Source organism: Pseudomonas sp. JH-2 (assembly GCF_036231725.1).
GTDB lineage: Bacteria > Pseudomonadota > Gammaproteobacteria > Pseudomonadales > Pseudomonadaceae > Pseudomonas > Pseudomonas delhiensis.
This window is the reverse complement of the sequence record NZ_JAZAQP010000037.1, coordinates 1-17,239: the sequence shown is the minus strand read 5'-3', so window position 1 is coordinate 17,239 and position 17,239 is coordinate 1. Positions and strand designations below refer to the sequence as shown.

The 17,239-nt window shown below is 69.1% G+C and carries 13 protein-coding genes; 6 read left to right on the top strand and 7 right to left on the bottom strand.

Annotated features, from left to right (window positions below; translation table 11 throughout):
- Nucleotides 1-6 precede the first annotated feature (6 nt).
- Nucleotides 7-750, top strand: a complete 744-nt coding sequence (locus VV867_RS22150) for a PAS domain-containing protein (RefSeq protein ID WP_328567575.1) — start codon at nt 7-9, stop codon at nt 748-750.
- Nucleotides 751-834: 84 nt separating this feature from the next.
- The gene (locus tag VV867_RS22145) at nt 835-1,221 is read left to right on the top strand and encodes a DUF1801 domain-containing protein (RefSeq protein WP_109935289.1); all 387 of its coding nucleotides are present in this window, start codon (nt 835-837) and stop codon (nt 1,219-1,221) included.
- A 7-nt stretch (nt 1,222-1,228) separates the two neighbouring features.
- On the opposite strand, the gene VV867_RS22140 is transcribed toward VV867_RS22145, so the two are convergent.
- Together VV867_RS22140 and VV867_RS22135 are read right to left on the bottom strand one after the other, a co-directional pair.
- Nucleotides 1,229-1,408, bottom strand: a complete 180-nt coding sequence (locus VV867_RS22140) for a DUF2474 family protein (RefSeq protein WP_275626721.1) — start codon at nt 1,406-1,408, stop codon at nt 1,229-1,231.
- 41 nt (nt 1,409-1,449) lie between these two features.
- Entirely contained in the window at nt 1,450-2,349 is a 900-nt protein-coding gene (locus VV867_RS22135; RefSeq protein ID WP_328567574.1) for a LysR family transcriptional regulator, read from the bottom strand.
- A 325-nt stretch (nt 2,350-2,674) separates the two neighbouring features.
- Between VV867_RS22135 and moaB the strand changes: the two genes are divergently transcribed.
- Nucleotides 2,675-3,214, top strand: a complete 540-nt coding sequence (moaB, locus tag VV867_RS22130) for a molybdenum cofactor biosynthesis protein B (protein ID WP_089392340.1) — start codon at nt 2,675-2,677, stop codon at nt 3,212-3,214.
- 15 nt (nt 3,215-3,229) lie between these two features.
- Here moaB and VV867_RS22125 read toward each other — a convergent pair whose 3' ends face one another.
- From VV867_RS22125 to VV867_RS22105, 5 genes are all read right to left on the bottom strand, one after another.
- On the bottom strand, nt 3,230-4,129 hold the full coding sequence (locus VV867_RS22125) for a bestrophin family protein (protein ID WP_109935952.1): 900 nt from the start codon (nt 4,127-4,129) through the stop codon (nt 3,230-3,232).
- A gap of 236 nt (nt 4,130-4,365) precedes the next feature.
- Nucleotides 4,366-5,748, bottom strand: coding sequence for an MATE family efflux transporter (locus VV867_RS22120; RefSeq protein WP_328567573.1), 1,383 nt, complete (start codon nt 5,746-5,748; stop codon nt 4,366-4,368).
- A gap of 383 nt (nt 5,749-6,131) precedes the next feature.
- Nucleotides 6,132-7,307 carry a GGDEF domain-containing protein gene (locus VV867_RS22115; protein WP_328567572.1) on the bottom strand — a complete coding sequence of 392 codons (1,176 nt, stop codon included), beginning with the start codon at nt 7,305-7,307 and terminating at the stop codon, nt 6,132-6,134.
- A gap of 126 nt (nt 7,308-7,433) precedes the next feature.
- The gene (locus VV867_RS22110) at nt 7,434-11,915 is read right to left on the bottom strand and encodes a PAS domain-containing hybrid sensor histidine kinase/response regulator (RefSeq protein WP_328567571.1); all 4,482 of its coding nucleotides are present in this window, start codon (nt 11,913-11,915) and stop codon (nt 7,434-7,436) included.
- Nucleotides 11,916-11,946: 31 nt separating this feature from the next.
- Nucleotides 11,947-13,638, bottom strand: a complete 1,692-nt coding sequence (locus VV867_RS22105) for a putative bifunctional diguanylate cyclase/phosphodiesterase (RefSeq protein ID WP_328567570.1) — start codon at nt 13,636-13,638, stop codon at nt 11,947-11,949.
- A gap of 251 nt (nt 13,639-13,889) precedes the next feature.
- Here VV867_RS22105 and VV867_RS22100 point away from each other — a divergent pair, with 251 nt between their 5' ends.
- The 3 genes from VV867_RS22100 to VV867_RS22090 all read left to right on the top strand — a co-directional run bounded on the left by VV867_RS22100 (nt 13,890) and on the right by VV867_RS22090 (nt 16,461).
- The gene (locus VV867_RS22100; RefSeq protein ID WP_109935949.1) at nt 13,890-15,581 is read left to right on the top strand and encodes a sensor domain-containing diguanylate cyclase; all 1,692 of its coding nucleotides are present in this window, start codon (nt 13,890-13,892) and stop codon (nt 15,579-15,581) included.
- A 70-nt stretch (nt 15,582-15,651) separates the two neighbouring features.
- Complete coding sequence (locus VV867_RS22095; RefSeq protein ID WP_158546438.1) at nt 15,652-16,104, top strand: GNAT family N-acetyltransferase; 453 nt, start codon at nt 15,652-15,654, stop codon at nt 16,102-16,104.
- Nucleotides 16,105-16,173: 69 nt separating this feature from the next.
- Nucleotides 16,174-16,461 carry a hypothetical protein gene (locus VV867_RS22090; protein ID WP_328567569.1) on the top strand — a complete coding sequence of 96 codons (288 nt, stop codon included), beginning with the start codon at nt 16,174-16,176 and terminating at the stop codon, nt 16,459-16,461.
- Nucleotides 16,462-17,239: the final 778 nt, after the last annotated feature.

Here is a 17,239-nt window from a genome sequence, read left to right as displayed (position 1 = left end):
ACGAGCATGGCGACCCCGCCCGCCGACACCCGCGACGACGGCGACCGCTACCCGGTGGCGCTGCTGCACCTGGACGGCCGCGGCCGCATCCGCCGGGCCAACCGCGCCTGGCGCACGCTGATGGGCGACAGCGGCCTGGGCGAGGAACTGGCCGCCTGCCTGCACCAGGAAGACCTGCCCGGCTGGCGCGCGGTGCTGCGCCAGGCCCGCCAGGGCCAAGGCGCGCGGCAGTGCCTGCGCTTCATCGACGCCCACGGGCGCCTGCGCTGGTTCGACGTGCAGCTGGACGGCGACGCCGAGGCGCTCTACCTGTCGCTCAGCGACGCCACCAGCCAGCGCCGCCAGGACGCCCGCCTGGAGGCCAGCCGGCGCGGCGCCGCCAGCCTGCTCGACGGCCTGCCCGGGCTGATCTACCGCGGGCGCAACAACCGCCAGTGGACCATGGAATTCGTCAGCGCCGGCTGCCTGCAGCTCACCGGCTACCCGGCGCAGTACCTGACCGACACCTACGAGCACAGCTACAGCACGCTGATCCTCGAGGAATACGCCGAATACGTCTGGGCCGGCGTGCAGCAGGCGCTGCTGCGCCGCGAGCCCTACGAGCTGACCTACCGCATCCGCTGCGCCGACGGGCGCGTCAAGAACGTCTGGGAGAAGGGCGTGGGCATCTATGCCGACACCGGCGAGGTGCTCGGCATCGAGGGGGCCATCTTCGAGGTGGCGGCGGAGCCGCCGGCAACGCTCCCCTGACGATCTGTCCTGCCGCGACCACGCGCCTGGTCGATACTCAAGCGGTCATGCCGGCAACCGCCGGCGCGCGGGAGGACGAGTGCGATGACGAAAGAGACGGACGACGCCGCTGCACTGATCACGGCGCGGATCGCCGAGCTGGGCGACTGGCGCGGCGAGGTGCTGGCGCGGGTGCGGGCGCTGGTGCACGAGGCCGAGCCGGAGGTGGTCGAGCAGTGGAAGTGGCGGGGCGTGCCGGTGTGGTCCCGGGCCGGCATCCTCTGCACCGGCGAGACCTACAGGCAGGTGGTGAAGCTGACCTTCGCCAGGGGCGCGGCGCTGGAGGACCCGGCGGGGCTGTTCAATGCCAGCCTCGAAGGCACGACGCGGCGGGCCATCGACATCCACCAGGGCGACGTGCTGGACGAGGCGGCGCTGCGCGCGCTGATCCGCGCGGCCGTGGCGCTGAACCTGGCGAAGCGCCGCGGCTAGCGGCGCGTCAGTGGCTCTTCATGCCGGCGGCGGCCATGGCCAGGCGGATCAGCTCGGCGGCCAGCAGGACGCTGCCGACGCCGCCCAGCCACAGGGCGGCCAGCCACAGCAGTTGCCGGCGCAGGGGCCGGCTGGGTTCGGCGTTCGGCTGCTGCGTCGGCAGCGTGGGGTTCGGGGTGGGGTTCATGCGGGCTCCGGGGTGCCGGGCGGCACCTGGGTTTCAGTGGCTCATTCGCTCGGGTCTTCCCCGGCGAGGATGGTGCGCGCCTCGGCGAAGCATTTTTCCGCCAGGGCCGAGCGCGGCTCGGTGCGCCGCTGCAGCAGGCCGATGGGGCTGTGGATGCTGGCGCCGGCGATGGGGGTGATCTTCAGGTGCTCGCTGAGGGTTTCCAGGCCGCAGTTCAGCGGCATGATGGCGCAGCACATGCCTTCGCCGATGGCCTGGATCAGCTGGAAGCTGGAGTCGCTCTCCAGCACCGGCAGCGGGTCCATGCCGCGGCTGCGGAAGCTCAGGTCGACGGACTGGCGGTAGTGCATGCCCTTGCTCAGCAGCCCCAGGGGGATGTCGTTGAGCTTGTCCCAGCGCAGCTCGCCGTCGTCGAACTGGAAGTGCCGCACGTCGTGCAGCAGGCCCATGGTGGTGGTGGCCAGTTCCAGCACCTCGAAGTAGCTGGTGTTGACCTGGTCGAGGTAGCAGATGCCCAGGTCGAGCTGGTTGCGGCTGAGGCCGTCGATGATCTGCTCCGAGCTCAGCGAGGACAGCTGGAACTGCAGCTCCGGGTAGCGCTGGGACAGCGGCTTGAGCACCTGCATGGGGTTGAAGCTGGACAGCGGCACCAGGCCCAGGCGCAGGCTGCCCACCAGTTGCCCGCGGCAGCTGGCGGCCTCGGCCAGCAGGCCGTCGTAGGCGGCCAGCAGGGTACGGGCCCAGGCCAGGATGCGCTCGCCGGCCTCGGTGAAGCCCTCGAAGCGCTGGCCGCGGGTCACCAGCACCAGGTCCAGCTCGTCCTCGAGGTTGCGCAGGCGCATGGACAGCGTGGGCTGGGTGATGTGGCAGAGCGCGGCAGCCTGCCCGAAGTGCCGGGTCTGGTCCAGGGCGATGAGGAACTTGAGCTGCTTGATGTCCATGGGAGCTGCCTGTCGGGTAGTGGGGGCGAAGGCCTGGCCGGCGTCGTTCATTAGTGTGTAGCCGAACGTGCGGCGCTGCGCCGTCGGTCTTGTCGTGGGGCTGCTCGTCCGGCCCGGATGAACGGCACGTTACCGGGCGTTGCGGACGGCGTCCAATCATTGCTGCCGACCGCCCGATAGGCCGGTCCTATCATGCGTGAAAGCAGGCCGCGAAAGGCCGGAATCGCCGATAGAGGGCGTCGATCGCTCAGTCTGCCATATCGATTGGACGGGGTATGGGTTTGTCTCTAGCGTGGCTGCGAATTCCCTGTTCGGAGATGAAGGCGTGAGCGTCAAACCCAATGCGGAATTCGTTCCGCTGAATATCGCCGTGCTGACCGTCAGCGATACCCGCACGTTCGACAACGACACGTCCGGCGAGCTGCTGGCGAGCCGCTCGGTGGAGATCGGCCACCGCCTGGCCGCCCGCGTGCTGCTCAAGGACGACCTGTACAGGATCCGCGCCCAGGTCGCCACCTGGATCGCCGACGATGACGTCCAGGTGGTGCTGGTCACCGGCGGCACCGGCTTCACCGCCCGCGACAGCACCCCCGAGGCGGTCGCCTGCCTGCTGGACAAGCAGGTCGAAGGCTTCGGCGAGCTGTTCCGCGCGCTGTCGATCCTCGACATCGGCACCTCCACCGTGCAGACCCGCGCCCTGGCCGGCCTGGCCAACGGCACCCTGGTGTGCTGCCTGCCGGGTTCCACCAATGCCTGCCGCACCGCCTGGGAAGGCATCCTCGCCGAGCAGCTCGACGCCCGCCACCGGCCCTGCAACTTCGTCGCCCACCTCAAGCCCGGCAAGCCCTGCGAATCGCGGCAATGAGCCGCGCCTCGCCCTTCAGCTGAGGATGCAGTCCACCGGCGCCAGCGGCGGCGGCAGCGAGCGCTCGCCCAGGGCGCCGAGGATGTCGCGCTCGATGACGCGGACCATGGCGTCGGTGGGCAGGTCGTTCTCGTCGCGGCCGAAGGGGTCTTCCAGCTCGTTGCTGATGGCGTCCAGGCCGAAGAAGGTGTAGCTGACGATGGTGGTGAACAGCGGCGCCATCCAGCCCAGTGGCTCGGCCATGGCGAAGGGCAGCAGGATGCAGAAGATGTAGATGGTGCGGTGCAGCAGCAGGGTGTAGGGGAAGGGCAGCGGCGTGCCCTTGATCCGCTCGCACACCGCCTGCGCCTCGCTGAGCCCCACCAGGCGCTGTTCCAGGGTGACGTAGCGCCATTCGCCGAGGGCATTGCAGCGGGCCTGCGCCGAGCAGGCCCCGCCGACCTGCTGGAGGATGCCGTCGCTGACGTTGTGCAGCGCCACCGGCGCATCGGCCGCCAGCCACGGCCGCGCCGCCTGCAGTTCGTCCTCGCCCCGCAGCCGCGCGTTGAGCGCATGGGCATAGCCGCAGAGCGCGCGCAGCAGCTTCTCGCGCAGCGCCTGGTCGCCGATGGCGACGCTCTCGCGGATGAACGAGCGCATCTCGATGACCACCTTGCCCCAGGCCTTGCGGCCCTCCCACCAGCGGTCGTAGCAGGCGTTGTTGCGGAAGCTCATGAAGATCGACAGCGACAGCCCCAGCAGGGTGAAGGGCGTGGCGTTGACCCGCGCGAAGAACGCCGGGTGACGGGTCTCGACCAGCACGATCAGCGACGCCAGCAGGGTGACCATCAGGCTGCGCCAGGCGATGCGCCTGGCAATGGACCCCTTGAGCGTGAACAGCACGCTGAACATGTTGGGGTGGGGGTGAACGATCATGGTACGTCCGTGGACAGGGGAGGGGTGACGAAGCGCCCCGCCATGGGGTGCGGCTCGTCTGCCGGGGCATCTCTGGAAGAGTCGGAAGTTCGTTTCCAAGGCCGTGGCTACAGCCTTGCGCCGAGGCTAGAGAGCCACTCGAAGAGCGTCAAATCGCTTTTGATTACCAGCCGATAAGTGTGCTCTATCGGCATGGGAATTCGCGTTGTTGAGCTGTCCATCCGGTAACCCGGTATTCAAAACAGTGGACTGGACGCGTTGTTCTGCAGATATCGGAAGCGGTAGCGCAGGCGTAATCCCATCAGCACGGTAATTGCGCAGAGCCCGATGGCCAGCCCTATCCAGATTCCGGCTATCCCGAGATCCAACGTGAAGCCGAAGAGGTATCCACATCCGAGCCCTACGATCCAGTATCCGAAGAATGCGATCAGAACAGGGATATATTCATCGCGAGTTGCACGTACGGCATGGTAAAGGACTGTTTGAGCCGCATCGAAAAACAACGACAGACTGGCGGCGACAACGAAAGTGCCGAGTACGATATCTACGTCATCCGCATTGACGTTGCCATCTTCCGATAGAAAGATGGCGGAAACCAGGTCCGGCGAAAAGATCAGGCCGCTTGAGATGAACGCTGCAATTACAAAACTGAAGGCAAGGGCGATTCCACAGACTCTGTAAGCGATTGAGTAGTTCTTGAGCCCTATGTTTTTTGCAACGCGGATCATCGTGCCTTCGCCAAACCCGAGCACGACGAGAATGCCCAGCTCCAGCACCGCGTACACCATGTTGTGAGCGGCCAGGGCCTCCACGGACAATGACCCCACCAGAATGGCGACGACGGCAAACATGCCGTTCTCAAGCAGGGTAATCACACCCTGGCCGCCACCCACACGCAGGATATATACGAGAATTCTGCGTTCCATCTTGAGGATATTGGCCATCAGGGCGGCAAGGATGCCCGGCATCCACCGGTAGACGTAGACTGCCAGCGCTACAAACATCGCGAGGTTCACAAGGGCGGTCGCGTACCCGGCACCTGCAACGCCATGCCCGGGCAATGGACCAAAACCGAAGACGAAAATGATGCTGAGCGCCAGGTTGGCCGGCACAGCCATGAGTGCAATCCCGGTTATGGGGGCCGAAACTTCGAGGCCGATCAGGAGGCTTCTCAGCCAGGCGAACAGAAGTGCTGGCGGGAGTGCCCAGACTATGGCGTGGGTATAGGCTTCGATGATCGGCAGTAACTCGCGTTGCAAGCCGGTCAAGGCCAGGAGATTCGACATGAACCCTATTGCCGGAGCGATGAGCACGATCATCATGATGCACACCCAGAAACCCTGTGCGCCGTAACGACCGACTTCATTCTCCTGCACCGCGCCGGCGCATTTTTCCGCGACCAGGACGCCCACCACCGAAATGACGGAAATCCCGACAATCACGAATACCCAGAAGAACGTGATCGCCAGGCCGACCGCCGCAAATTCCAGTGCACCGAGTCTGCCGACGACAACCAGATCGGTCAGGACCAGGAAATGGCCTACCACTTCGATCACCCCGATCGGAATGGCAAGGTTGAGCAGTTTTCTGGTCTGGTCGAAGGGGCGCGCATGCGTCAAGGTCTATATCTCTTGTTGAACTGATGTATGGAACTTGGCGCTGCGATTCAACAACTCTTCCTTTGCCTGCATCCAATGCGTTCCTGATGCAGGCAACCATGGACTCGGCCGGCCGCCAATCCGCAATTCCTGTAGGAATATCGGGGATGCCGGAAATAGCTGCTTTCCGGCTGAGCGAAGTGTTGACCATTTATTTCGGGCAATAGGGGATGTGGCAAGTTGTTGCGCTGCCGGCTTTCAGCCGCTGATCAATGCCTTTGCTTTGCGCAGCGGCATACTTCAGCAGGGATTTACTTTGGTCGGAGTTCCCCGGATTGGAACCCTGGAAAGTTCGGCTTGAGCCTGTTCTTACTGATTATCCTGGCCAGGGTTTCCCCTGCGCGTCAGCCCTCGGCCAGGCACACCCGGTCGCGGCCCTGCTGCTTGGCCTGGTAGAGCAGGCGGTCGCAGTGGGCGAGCAACTCGCCCGGTTCGGTGAAGCCGCCGCTGTCGGGCAGCCCGCCGCCCAGGCTGATGGTCAGGCGGCAGAGGCGGTCGGGGCGGTGCAGGTGCTCGATGTCCAGTTCCGCCACCCGCTCGCGCAGGCGTTCGGCGACCTGGCGCAGTTCCTGCGGGCTGGCCACCTGGAGGAGGATGACGAATTCCTCGCCGCCGTAGCGGAACAGTTGCGCCTGGCCGCTGCGCAGGGCCTCGGCCATGCAGGTGGCCACCTCGCACAGGCAGCGGTCGCCGGCCGGGTGGCCGTAGTGGTCGTTGTAGGGCTTGAAGTAGTCGATGTCGGCCAGCAGCAGGGCGAAGGGCCGGCCGTGGCTGCGCATCTGCCGCCAGCTCTGCTCCAGGCGCAGGTCGAAGGCGCGGCGGTTGCCGATGCCGGTGAGGGCGTCGGTGGCGGCCAGTTCCTGCAGGCGCTGGTTCAGCTCGGCCAGCTCGGCGCGCTGGCGCTGGCCTTCCAGGTCGGCGAGGAAGGCCCGGCGCACGCCATGGATGTTGGTCCAGCTGATGAACAGGCTGAACACCAGCACCGGCAGGTAGACCAGGGTGAACACCAGCACCGCCTTGGGCTCGCCGGCGTGGATCAGCGCCACGTTGCCGAGGATCACCGCCGAGATCGCCAGGGAGCAGGCGAGGATGCCGGCGAAGGAATAGCGCACGCCCAGGTTGGCGAGCACGATGAACACCACCGAGGCGTAGAGGAAGGTGGGCACGTCCGGCGAGGCGCTGCGCTTGAGCAGTTCGAACCAGGCGATGGCCGAGACGATGTCGTGCAGCGGCATCAGCAGGTCCATCAGCAGCACGCTGCGGCTGTGGCGGAACACCAGGTAGATGTTCAGCAGGCCGACCAGGCTGAGCAGGCCGCGCACCAGCAGCGACTGCAGCGCCATGTCCGGGATCAGCGCGGCGTCGGCGAAGACGTAGGCGTCGTAGGCCGCCATGGCGATGAAGTTGATCGCCAGCAGGAAGCCGCGGTAGTGCTGCAGCACGTAGGCGCGCAGGGCCTGCTGCAGGTGCGCGGGGATCTGCCGTTCGCCGCTGGCGGTGGGGTACTCCGGTAGGCTCATGGTTCCCGCCTGTGGCCGTTCCATCGGTATGTCGCACGCAGGGCCGCGCCCGACAAGCTGTCGCAGGAATGTGTCGGCAGCCCGTGCGGCGGCTTGAGCGGGCGTGCGCGTGGGCTGCCGTGCGGCTCACAGTTCATCGAGCATCTCCCGGCCCACCTGCAGCGCGCCCTTGAAGTCCAGGGCCTGGACCAGGTCGTTGAAGCGCAGGAAATGCCGCGGCCAGGCGTGCTGGTGGCGGGCCAGCGCCTCCAGGCGGTCGAGGGCGTCGAGGTTGCCCGATTCCAGCAGGGCGAGGATTTCCTCCAGCCGTTCGCGCACCTGCGGGCGGCTGAGCTGCGCGGCCGTGCCTTCGGCCAGGCCCGGCGGTTCGGCGAACAGCGCCTGCAGTTCGCCCAATGTCACCGCCAGCAGTTGGCGCAGCTCGTCCACCGGCAGGGTGGCCAGCGCGTCCGCCTGGGCCTCGGCCGGGGCGCGCAGCAGCTCGGCCTCCAGGGCCGCGCAGCGTTCGGCCAGGGCGCTGGCGCCCATGGTCCCGGCGCTGCCCTTGAGGGTGTGCAGCAGGCCGGCGCCGGCCTTCACGTCGCCGCTGCCACGCAGCCGGTTGAGGCGCTCCAGCAGCTTGTCCATCTCCGGCTCGAAGCTGCGCAGCACGCGGTGGATCAGCTTCTCCTCGCCGCCGAAGCGCCCCAGCACGCTGTCGCGGCTCTCGACGATGGCGTCCGCTGTTGTTGCCTGCGGCGGCACTTCGCGGACGGGCTGCCGCGCTTCCAGGTGGGCCAGCAGGCAACTGACCAGGCGCTCCTTGTCGATCGGCTTGGCGATGTGGTCGTCCATGCCCGCCAGCAGGCAGGCCTCGCGGTCGGACTGGGCGGCGTTGGCGGTCATGGCGAGGATCGGCAGGGCGGCGAAGCGGCCGTCGGCGCGGATCCGCCGGGTGGCTTCCAGGCCGTCGATGTCCGGCATCTGCACGTCCATCAGCACCGCGTCCAGGGGCACGCCGCCGTGGCACACCTGCTCGACGCCTTCCAGGCCGCCCTCGGCCAGCAGCACCTCGGCGCCCTCGCTGGCCAGCAGCTCGGCGGCCACCTGGCGGTTCAGCGCGTTGTCCTCCACCACCAGCAGGCGCCGCCCGGCCAGGCGGCGGGCGCTGGCCACGGGGGCGGCGGGCGCTTCGGCGGGTTCGCCGCCCAGGGCCTGCTGCACGCTGTCGGCCAGCTGCCGCGGGGTGACCGGCTTGGTCAGGAAGTCGATGAAGGGCGGGGTGTCGCCGTCGCGCACGTCGGCCAGCACCTCGCGGCCGTAGGCGGTGATCATGATGATGGTCGGCGGCGTGCGCGCCCCGGCCTCGCGCTGGATCAGGCGCGCGGCGCGCAGGCCGTCGAGGTCGGGCATGCGCCAGTCCATCAGCACCACGTCGTAGTGCTGGCCCTGGCGCGTCGCCTCGCGGTAGCGCGCCACCGCCTGCATGCCGCCGCTGACCTGGTCGGCGTGCCAGCCCAGGGACTCGCAGGTGCGCAGCAGCAGCTCGGCGGCGCTGGGGTTGTCGTCCACCACCAGCAGCCGCAGCGGCCGGTCGATGACGGCGCAGCCGGCCTTCAGCGGGCGCTCGCCGACCACCGCCAGGTCCAGGTCGAACCAGAAGTGGCTGCCGTTGCCCAGCCGGCTCTCCACCTGCAGCCGGCCGCCCATCAGTTCCACCAGGCGCTTGCAGATGAACAGGCCCAGGCCGGTGCCGCCGAAGCGCCGGGTGGTGGAGGCCTCGGCCTGGGTGAAGCTGTCGAAGATGCTCTGCAGCTGCGCCGGGCCGATGCCGATGCCGCTGTCGCGCACGCCGATGCGCAGGCGCAGGTGCTCGCCCGTGCGGCCCAGCTGCTGGACGCTGACCACCACCTGGCCGTGGTCGGTGAACTTGATGGCGTTGCCGGCCAGGTTGATGAGGATCTGCTGCAGGCGCAGCGGATCGCCGAGCAGGCTGCCGGGCAGGTTGGGGTCGATGTCGAAGAGCATCTCCACGTCCTTGCTGCCGAGGTTGCCGGAGAGCACCACGGCGAGGTCGCGCATCAGCGCCTCCAGCTCGAAGGGGTGTTCCTCCAGCAGCAGCTTGCCGGCCTCGATCTTGGAGTAGTCGAGGATGTCGTTGAGCAGGCCGAGCAGGGCGTTGGCGGCGGAGTGGGCCTTGTCGATGTAGTCGCGCTGGCGCGGGTTCAGCTCGGTCTGGCGGGCGAGGAAGAGCATGCCCAGCACGGCGTTCATCGGCGTGCGGATCTCGTGGCTCATGTTGGCCAGGAAGCTGGACTTGGCCGCGCTGGCGGCGTCGGCCTGTTCCTTGGCCTGGCGCAGCGAGGCCTGCATCTCGCGCTCGCGGGTGATGTCCAGGTTGATGCCGGTGACGCGCAGCGGCGTGCCGTCGGCGTCGTACTCGACGCGGGCGGCGGCCTGGATGTAGCGCACCTGGCCGTCGGGGCGGACGATGCGGAAGGTCGGCTCGTAGTGGCCGCGGCCTTCCACCGCGTCCGCCAGGCTGGCGAGGGTGGTGTCGAGGTCCTCCGGGTGCAGGCGCTCGCGCCAGTGTTCCAGGCACAGGCCGTTGCCGTTCAGCGCCGGCGGCTGCTGGTACAGCTCGAACATGCGCTCGTTCCAGTGCAGGGTGTCGTCCGCCGGGCGCCACCACCAGATGCCCAGGCCGGCCGCCTCGGCGGCCAGGGCGAGCTGGTCGTGGGCCAGGCGCAGGCGGTCCTCGGCGGCCCTGCGCTCGGTGATGTCGACGGCGATGCCGAGGTAGCCGCTGACCTGGCCGGCCTCGTCGCGGATGGCGGTGACCACCAGGCTCATCGGCACCCGGCTGCCGTCCTTGCGCACGTAGGTCCACTCGCGGGTCTCGGCGCCCTGGTCCTCGGCCTTCTGCACCAGGGCGCGGAAGCCCGGCACCGGGCGGCCGTATTCCTCGCTCAGCTGGGCGGCGCGGGTGGCCAGTTCTTCCTCCAGGTGCAGGTGCTGCGGCGTGACCTGGCCGACCACCTCCTCGGCACGGTAGCCGAGCAGGCGCTCGGCGCCGCGGTTGAAGATGCGGATGACGCCGCCGGCGTCGGTGGCGATGATCGACACCTCCGAGGCCGAGCGCAGCACGTTGGTCAGCAGGCGGTTCGCCTCGGCCAGTTCCGCGGTGCGCTCGGCCACCTGGCGTTCCAGGCCGCTGTTGAGCTCGCGGATGCGCGCCTCGGCGGCCTTCTGCGCGGAGATGTCGCGCACCGTGGTCGAGGTGCCCACCACCTCGCCGCGCGGGCCGAGGATGGGCGAGGCGCTCAGCGACACCTCGATCAGCCGGCCGTCCTTGTGCCGGCGCTGGGTGTCGAAGGGCGGCAGGCGCTCGCCCCGGGCCACGCGCCTGAGCAGGGGCTCCTCTTCCGCCGCCCGCTCGGCGGGCACCAGCAGCCCGTTGGCCTGGCGCCCGAGCACCTCCTCGGCGGCGTAGCCGAACAGCTTCTGCGCGCCGGCGTTCCAGCTGGTGATCTCGCCCTGCAGGTTCTTGCCGGCGATGGCGTCGGCGGAGGATTCGACGATCGCCGCCAGCCGCGCCTGCTGCTCCAGTACCTGGCCGCGGCGCTGGCGGCTGACCGCCATGGCCCCCAGCAGCGCGGCCAGCAGCAGGCTGCCCAGGCAGCCGGCGCCGAACACCAGGGGCGGGGAGAGCGGGTGCAGGCGCTGGACGAAGGCCGGGTGGGCGCTGAAGTCGATCTGCCAGCGGCGGCCGAACACGTCGCGCTGCAGGCTCTGCGGGTACAGCCGCGGCGCCTTGGCGTCGTCGCCGCTGCTGTAGAAGGTGTCGCCGGGGATGCCGTCGGTCACGTCGGCGAGCTGGAAGTGCACCGCGGGGTCGTCCAGGTGCAGGTCGTCCAGCACGTCGCGCATCAGCAGCGGAGCGTAGCTCAGGCCGATGGCCTCGGCCTGGCGCTGCTCGATGTCGGCGGGCGTCGCGCCGCCGCGGTAGATGGGCAGCAGCATGAGGAAGGACTGCTGCGAGGCGCCCGAGGCCTGCACCAGGGTGATGGGCGCGCTCAGCCGCGGCAGCCCGGTGCGCAGCGCGGCCTGGGCGGCCTGGCGGCGGCGCGGCTCGGAGGCCACGTCCAGGCCGATGGCGGCCAGGTTCGCCGGCTCCGGCTCCAGGTACTGGATGACGTAGCGCTCGCCGGGGTTGGGCGTCACTTCGCGCACGGCGAAGTCCGGCCGGCCCTCGGCGCGGGCGCTGCGCAGGAAGTCGTCCAGCGCCTCGGCCGGCACCCGGCGGATGAAGCCGAAGCCGCGCGCGCCGGGGAATTCGCTGGCGATGTCGCGGGTCTGGGCGTAGCGGTGGAAGACCTCGCGGCTGATGTGCGCCTCGCCCGCGGTCAGCACCGCCCCGCGGGCGCCGCGCAGGCCGTACTGGTACAGCTCGATGCGCGCCAGCACGGTGTCGGCCAGGCGCCTGGCCTCCTGCGCCACGGCGGCGCTGGCCTGCTGCTCGTTGCCGCGCTGCACCAGCCAGGCGCCCAGCGCCGAGCAGAACACGCCCAGGGCCAGGACGGCCCAGGACCAGCGGTTGAACCTGAGGTTGCCCGGTGTCGTCTTCACCCGATCCTTCCCGTTGCGCTCGTGCCTGTGGTCATGGCTGCAGGCCGTCGGCCAGCAGGCGGCTCATGTCGTCGCGGGGCACCGGGCGGCAGTAGAGGTAGCCCTGCATCACCGGGCAGCCCAGCGCCACCAGCGCGCTCTCCTGGTTCGGGCATTCCACCCCTTCGGCCACCAGCTCCAGGTCCAGGGCCTGGGCGAGCTTGATGATGGCCTCGATGATCGCCGAGTCGCTGCGGTCCTGGAGCATGTCGCGGACGAAGCTCTGGTCGATCTTCAGGACGTTCACCGGGAAGCGCTTGAGGTAGGCCAGGCTGGAGTAGCCGGTGCCGAAGTCGTCGATGGCGATGCGCACTCCCAGGTCGCGCAGCGCGGCCAGGGTCTGGCGCGAGGCGTAGCGGTCGCTGGCCAGCACGCCCTCGGTGATCTCCAGCTCCAGGTTGCCCGGCTGCATGCGCGTCTGGGCGAGGATCTCGGCCACCTGGCCGACGAAGTTCTCGTTGCGGAACTGCACCGCCGAGATGTTCACGCTGACCGTCAGCGGGTGGCCGGCGTCGTTCCAGGCGCGGGCGTCCTGGCAGGCGCGCAGGAGGATCTGCTGGCCGATGGGCACGATCAGCCCGGTTTCCTCGGCCAGGGGGATGAACTCCGCCGGCGGCACCAGGCGGCCCTCGCCGTCGCGCCAGCGGATCAGCGCCTCGACGCCGACGATGGCGCGCGTGGCGGCGTGCACCTTGGCCTGGTAGAACACCTCGAATACGCCCATCTCCAGGGCCAGGCGCATGTGCCGCTCGAGCAGGTGGCGGGCGCGCATGCGGCTCTCGATGTCCGCCGAGAAGAAGCTGTAGCCGTTGCGCCCGGCGGCCTTGGCCTGGTACATGGCGGCGTCGGCGTGGCGGTAGAGGTCCTCGGCGCCCTCGCTGTCGTCGGGGTAGAGGCTGATGCCGATGCTGGCGGTGAGGTGGTAGCTGGTGCCGCGGATGACGTAGGGCTCGCCGAGGGCCGCCTGCACCCGCGCGGCGAAATCGCCGATGGCCTCCAGGCTGTGCACTTCCGGCAGCAGCACGGCGAACTCGTCGCCGCCGGGCCGGCACACGGTGTCCATGGCCCGGCAGTGCCGGCTGAGGCGCAGCGCGGTCTCCTGCAGGATGGCGTCGCCCAGGGAGTGGCCCTCGGCGTCGTTGATCGCCTTGAAGTTGTCCAGGTCCAGCAACAGCAGGCCGACGCGCTGCTGGTTGCAGCGCGCGCCCTCGATGGCCTGGGCCATGCGGTCGCCGAGCAGGGCGCGGTTGGGCAGGTTGGTCAGCGGGTCCTGGTTGGCGAGGATCTTCGCCATGTGCCGCAGGCGCGCGTGGGTGCGGATGCGCGCACGGGCCACCGGCAGGTTCATCGGCTTGGTGATGAAGTCCACGCCGCCCATCTGCAGGGCGCGCAGTTCGTGGGCCACCTGGTCGTAGGCGGTGACGAAGATCACCGCGGCGTCGCTGAGCTTGGCGTCGGCCATCAGCGCCTGGCACACCTCGAAGCCGTCCATGCCGGGCATCTCGATGTCCAGCAGGACCACGTCCGGACGGATGCGCCGGGCCAGCTCGAGGGCCTGGCGGCCGTCGGCGGCGAAGTGCGTCACGCCCAGCCCCCTGGCCGCCTCGCCCAGCAGCTGTATGTCGCTGACCTGGTCGTCGACGATCAGGATGACCGAGTCGAAGTTACGCGGATCTTCCGGCATTCCCTTGCTCCAGCGGAAAACTTTTGTAGGAGAATTCTGGCATGAGGCTAGCCTAGATCATGAGGGCCCACCCCTGCATGATGTCAAATTGATATTCCTTGTCGGGGGTGCCCCGTGGCCGGCGGGCGATGAGCTGTGCCTGCCAGCCGATGGGTAGCCATGACGTCAGAACGCCATTATGGATAGACTCATCAGGGCTATGGCCGACTTTCCTGGCGGCATCCGTGGATGCCTGAGCGAGCAGTGTGCAGATGCAGTCCGTGAGTACTGGGTGCGCGATGGAGAGTGTGGGCGAGCGACATCATGCCGGGCTGCTGCGTCTGGCACTGGGGCACCTGGCCCTGGACGCGGCGGCGTTGACCTGCGACGGCGGCGGCACCTGGCGGCTGTGCGCCTGCCTGGGCCTGGGCGCGGAGGACAGGGCCTGGCTCGAATGCCTGGGCGGGCCCTTCGACGGCGGCGTGGCGGGGTTGGCTGCGCGCTGGGCGTTCCTGCGCATCTGCCCGGTGCGCTCGGCCGGCGGCCAGTTGCTGGGGCAGCTCTGGCTGCTGGGCGAGCGCCCGCGTGAACTGGACGCCCGGCAGGGCGAGGCCCTGGCCGAGTACGCCGGCATGGCCGCCGCGCTGCTGGAGCTGGAGCGCGGCGCCGAGCGCACCCGCGCCACCGAGCGGCGCCTGGCGCTGGCGGTGGAGGGCAGCGGCACCGGCATCTGGGACCGCCACGTGCCCAGCGGCACCATCCACTATTCCCGCGGCTGGAAGGCCCTGCTCGGCTACGCCGAGGAGGAGATCGGCGAGCGCATCGAGGAAAGCTACACGCGGGTGCACCCCGACGACCTGGCCTACGTCAGGGCGACCCTGGAGGCGCACTTCGCCGGGCGGACCCCGGCCTACGAGGTGGAGCACCGCCTGCGCCGCAAGGACGGCAGCTACATGTGGGTGTGCAGCCGCGGCAAGGTGGTCGAGCGCGACGACCAGGGGCGGCCGCTGCGCATGCTCGGCACCACCACCGACATCACCGCCCAGCGCGTGCTGGCCGAGCGCCTGCGGCAGAACCTGGAGCTGCTCACCAACCTGACCAACGAGATTCCCGGGATGGTCTTCCAGTTCCGCCGCCTGCCCGACGGCTCGGCGCGCTTCCCCTACGTCAGCGCCGGCTGCCGGGAAATCTACGGCATGGCCCCGGAGGACCTGGCCGACGGCCCCGTCGAGCGCATCCGCGGGATCATCCATGCCGAGGACCTGCCGCGCTACCTGGCCGCCCTGGAGGTCTCGGCGCGGACCCTGGTGCCCTGGGAGATGGAGTACCGGGTGCAGTTGCCGGGGCAGGGCGTGCGCTGGCGCCAGGGCCACGCCCACCCGCGCCTGCAGGCCGACGGCAGCGTGCTCTGGCACGGCTTCATCACCGACATCACCGAGCGCAAGCGCATCGAGGCCGAGCTGCAGGTGCTGGCCACCACCGACTTCCTCACCCAACTGCCCAACCGGCGCTGCTTCATGCACCAGCTGCAGGCCGAGCTGGGCCGTGTGCAGCGCGGCGGCGAACGCAGCGCCGCGGTACTGATGTGCGACCTGGACCACTTCAAGGCCATCAACGACCGCTGGGGCCACGCGGTGGGCGACCTGGCCCTGCGCCACTTCGCCGACATCCTCGCAGGCCTCGTGCGGCGCAGCGACAGCGTCGGGCGCATGGGCGGCGAGGAATTCGCCGTGCTGCTCAGCGACGCCAGCCGCGAGAACGCGGTGGCCTTCGCCCAGCGCCTGCAGGAGCATCTGGCGCAGACCCCGCTGGTGCACGCCGGCGAGCGCATCCCGCTGACGCTGAGCATCGGCGTCGCCGACATGCTCGCCGGCGACGCCACGGCCGAGGCGGTGCTGTCGCGCAGCGACCTGGCGCTGTACCGCGCCAAGCAGGCCGGGCGCAACCGCATCGAGTACCTCTAGGGGGCCACGGCGGGCCGGATGACGGCCCGATGGGCTATGGTGCATGGACCACTGCCCAAGGGAGGCCGTCGTGAACCCGCAAGTCGAAGTGCAGGTCGCCGGCATGGACGAGGAGCCACTGCTGTCGGCCATGCTGCCGGGCTACCTGCGCGAGCTCGGCGTCGAGTCGGACCTGTATCCCTACCTGGCGCTGTACTGGGTGGAGCCCGGCCGCCGGCCCTACCTGATCCGCGTCGACGGCCAGGTCGCCGGCTTCGCCCTGGTGCGCGCCCTGGAGCGGCCGGGCCTGCACGAGCTGGCCGAGTTCTACGTCGGCCAGGCGTTCCGCCGCCGGGGCGTGGGCCGTGCCGCGGCCCGGGCGTTGTTCGCCCGCCAGCCCGGCGACTGGCAGCTCAACGTGTTGACCGGCAACCGCGACGCCCTGGCGTTCTGGCTGCGGGTGGTGCCGCGCGGCACCGTGCCGCTGCCGGTGGACGACCCCGACGCCTGGCCGCACCTGCGCTTTCGCTTTCACGTCGGCTGACCCTTGCCAGGCGCCGCCGCGCCGGGCAGATTGGCGCCCGCATTCCTTTCCCCAGCCCTGGAGCCTCCCATGCCGCACTTCACCGCCACCGTCACTGTCAGCGCCGAGCACCGGGGGCGCGAAGCCGAGGCCGTGGACAATCCGGCCATTGCCGTCGAGCTGCGTACCCTGGAGCCGGGGGTGATGGAGCTGGTGTTCCAGGGGCAGCTGGATGCGCCGGAGGAGCCGACTCACGTCTGTGTGAGCCTGGATAATGGCCTCAACTACTACGGGCCGATCACTGGTGGCAGCGCCGATGAGGCTGGTGGCCGGATCAGCTTCGAATGCGACATGGTCGAGCCGGAACTGCTGGTCTGATCGCTTCACCCCTGTAGGAGCGAGCTTGCTCGCGAACGGAGTTTGCCGGTGGCCTCGGCGTTTGAGGTCAACTCCGTTCCCTCTCCCCAACCCTCGCCTACGCGGCCCGCCCTGAAGGGAGAGGGGGCTGTCCTGAGCGATGCGTCGGTCAGGCGCCATCCTCCCAACCTCCGTCATTTCCGCGAACGCGGGATGCGGCTCCATCGCGAACAGCGCTTGCGCTGGCCCGAAGGGGAATAACCCAGCTGCCTTGGCTTGGGTGTTTCTGCGCCGCTCCGAGTCTGCCCGGCCTTCTTGTTTCGCCCCCTCGGGCGAGTCACTTTTGTCAAACGGTGGAAGGCCACCCCCGCAAAAAGGAACCAAAAAGGCTTGCCCCGCATACGGGCCCGATGGAGCCGGGCTACCCTCACGAATTCCCCCGCCACGGAGGCCCGCCCCGACAGCACGTCCCTGTGCTGATCGGGGCTCTCGCGACATCCATGTCGCATGACCTCCTGAGCGCCGGTTTCGCTCGGCCTTCTGAAGGGGCGTTCCGGTGCGCTCGGTTGTTTCTCTGGAAATCTAAAAACCAGAGCAAGAGCGGCACTGCTCTTCGTAGGAGCGAGCTTGCTCGCGAACCCTGACTCCGTCCCCCCTCCCTAACCCTCCCCCGCAAGCGGGAGAGGGGACCGTTCGGTGTGGTGCAGAACCACGAAGCTCCCGGGCTCCCCGTAGGGCGCATAACGCCTACGGCGTTATCCGCCGAATCGCGGACAGAGTCCGCTCCTACGGTTCCAGG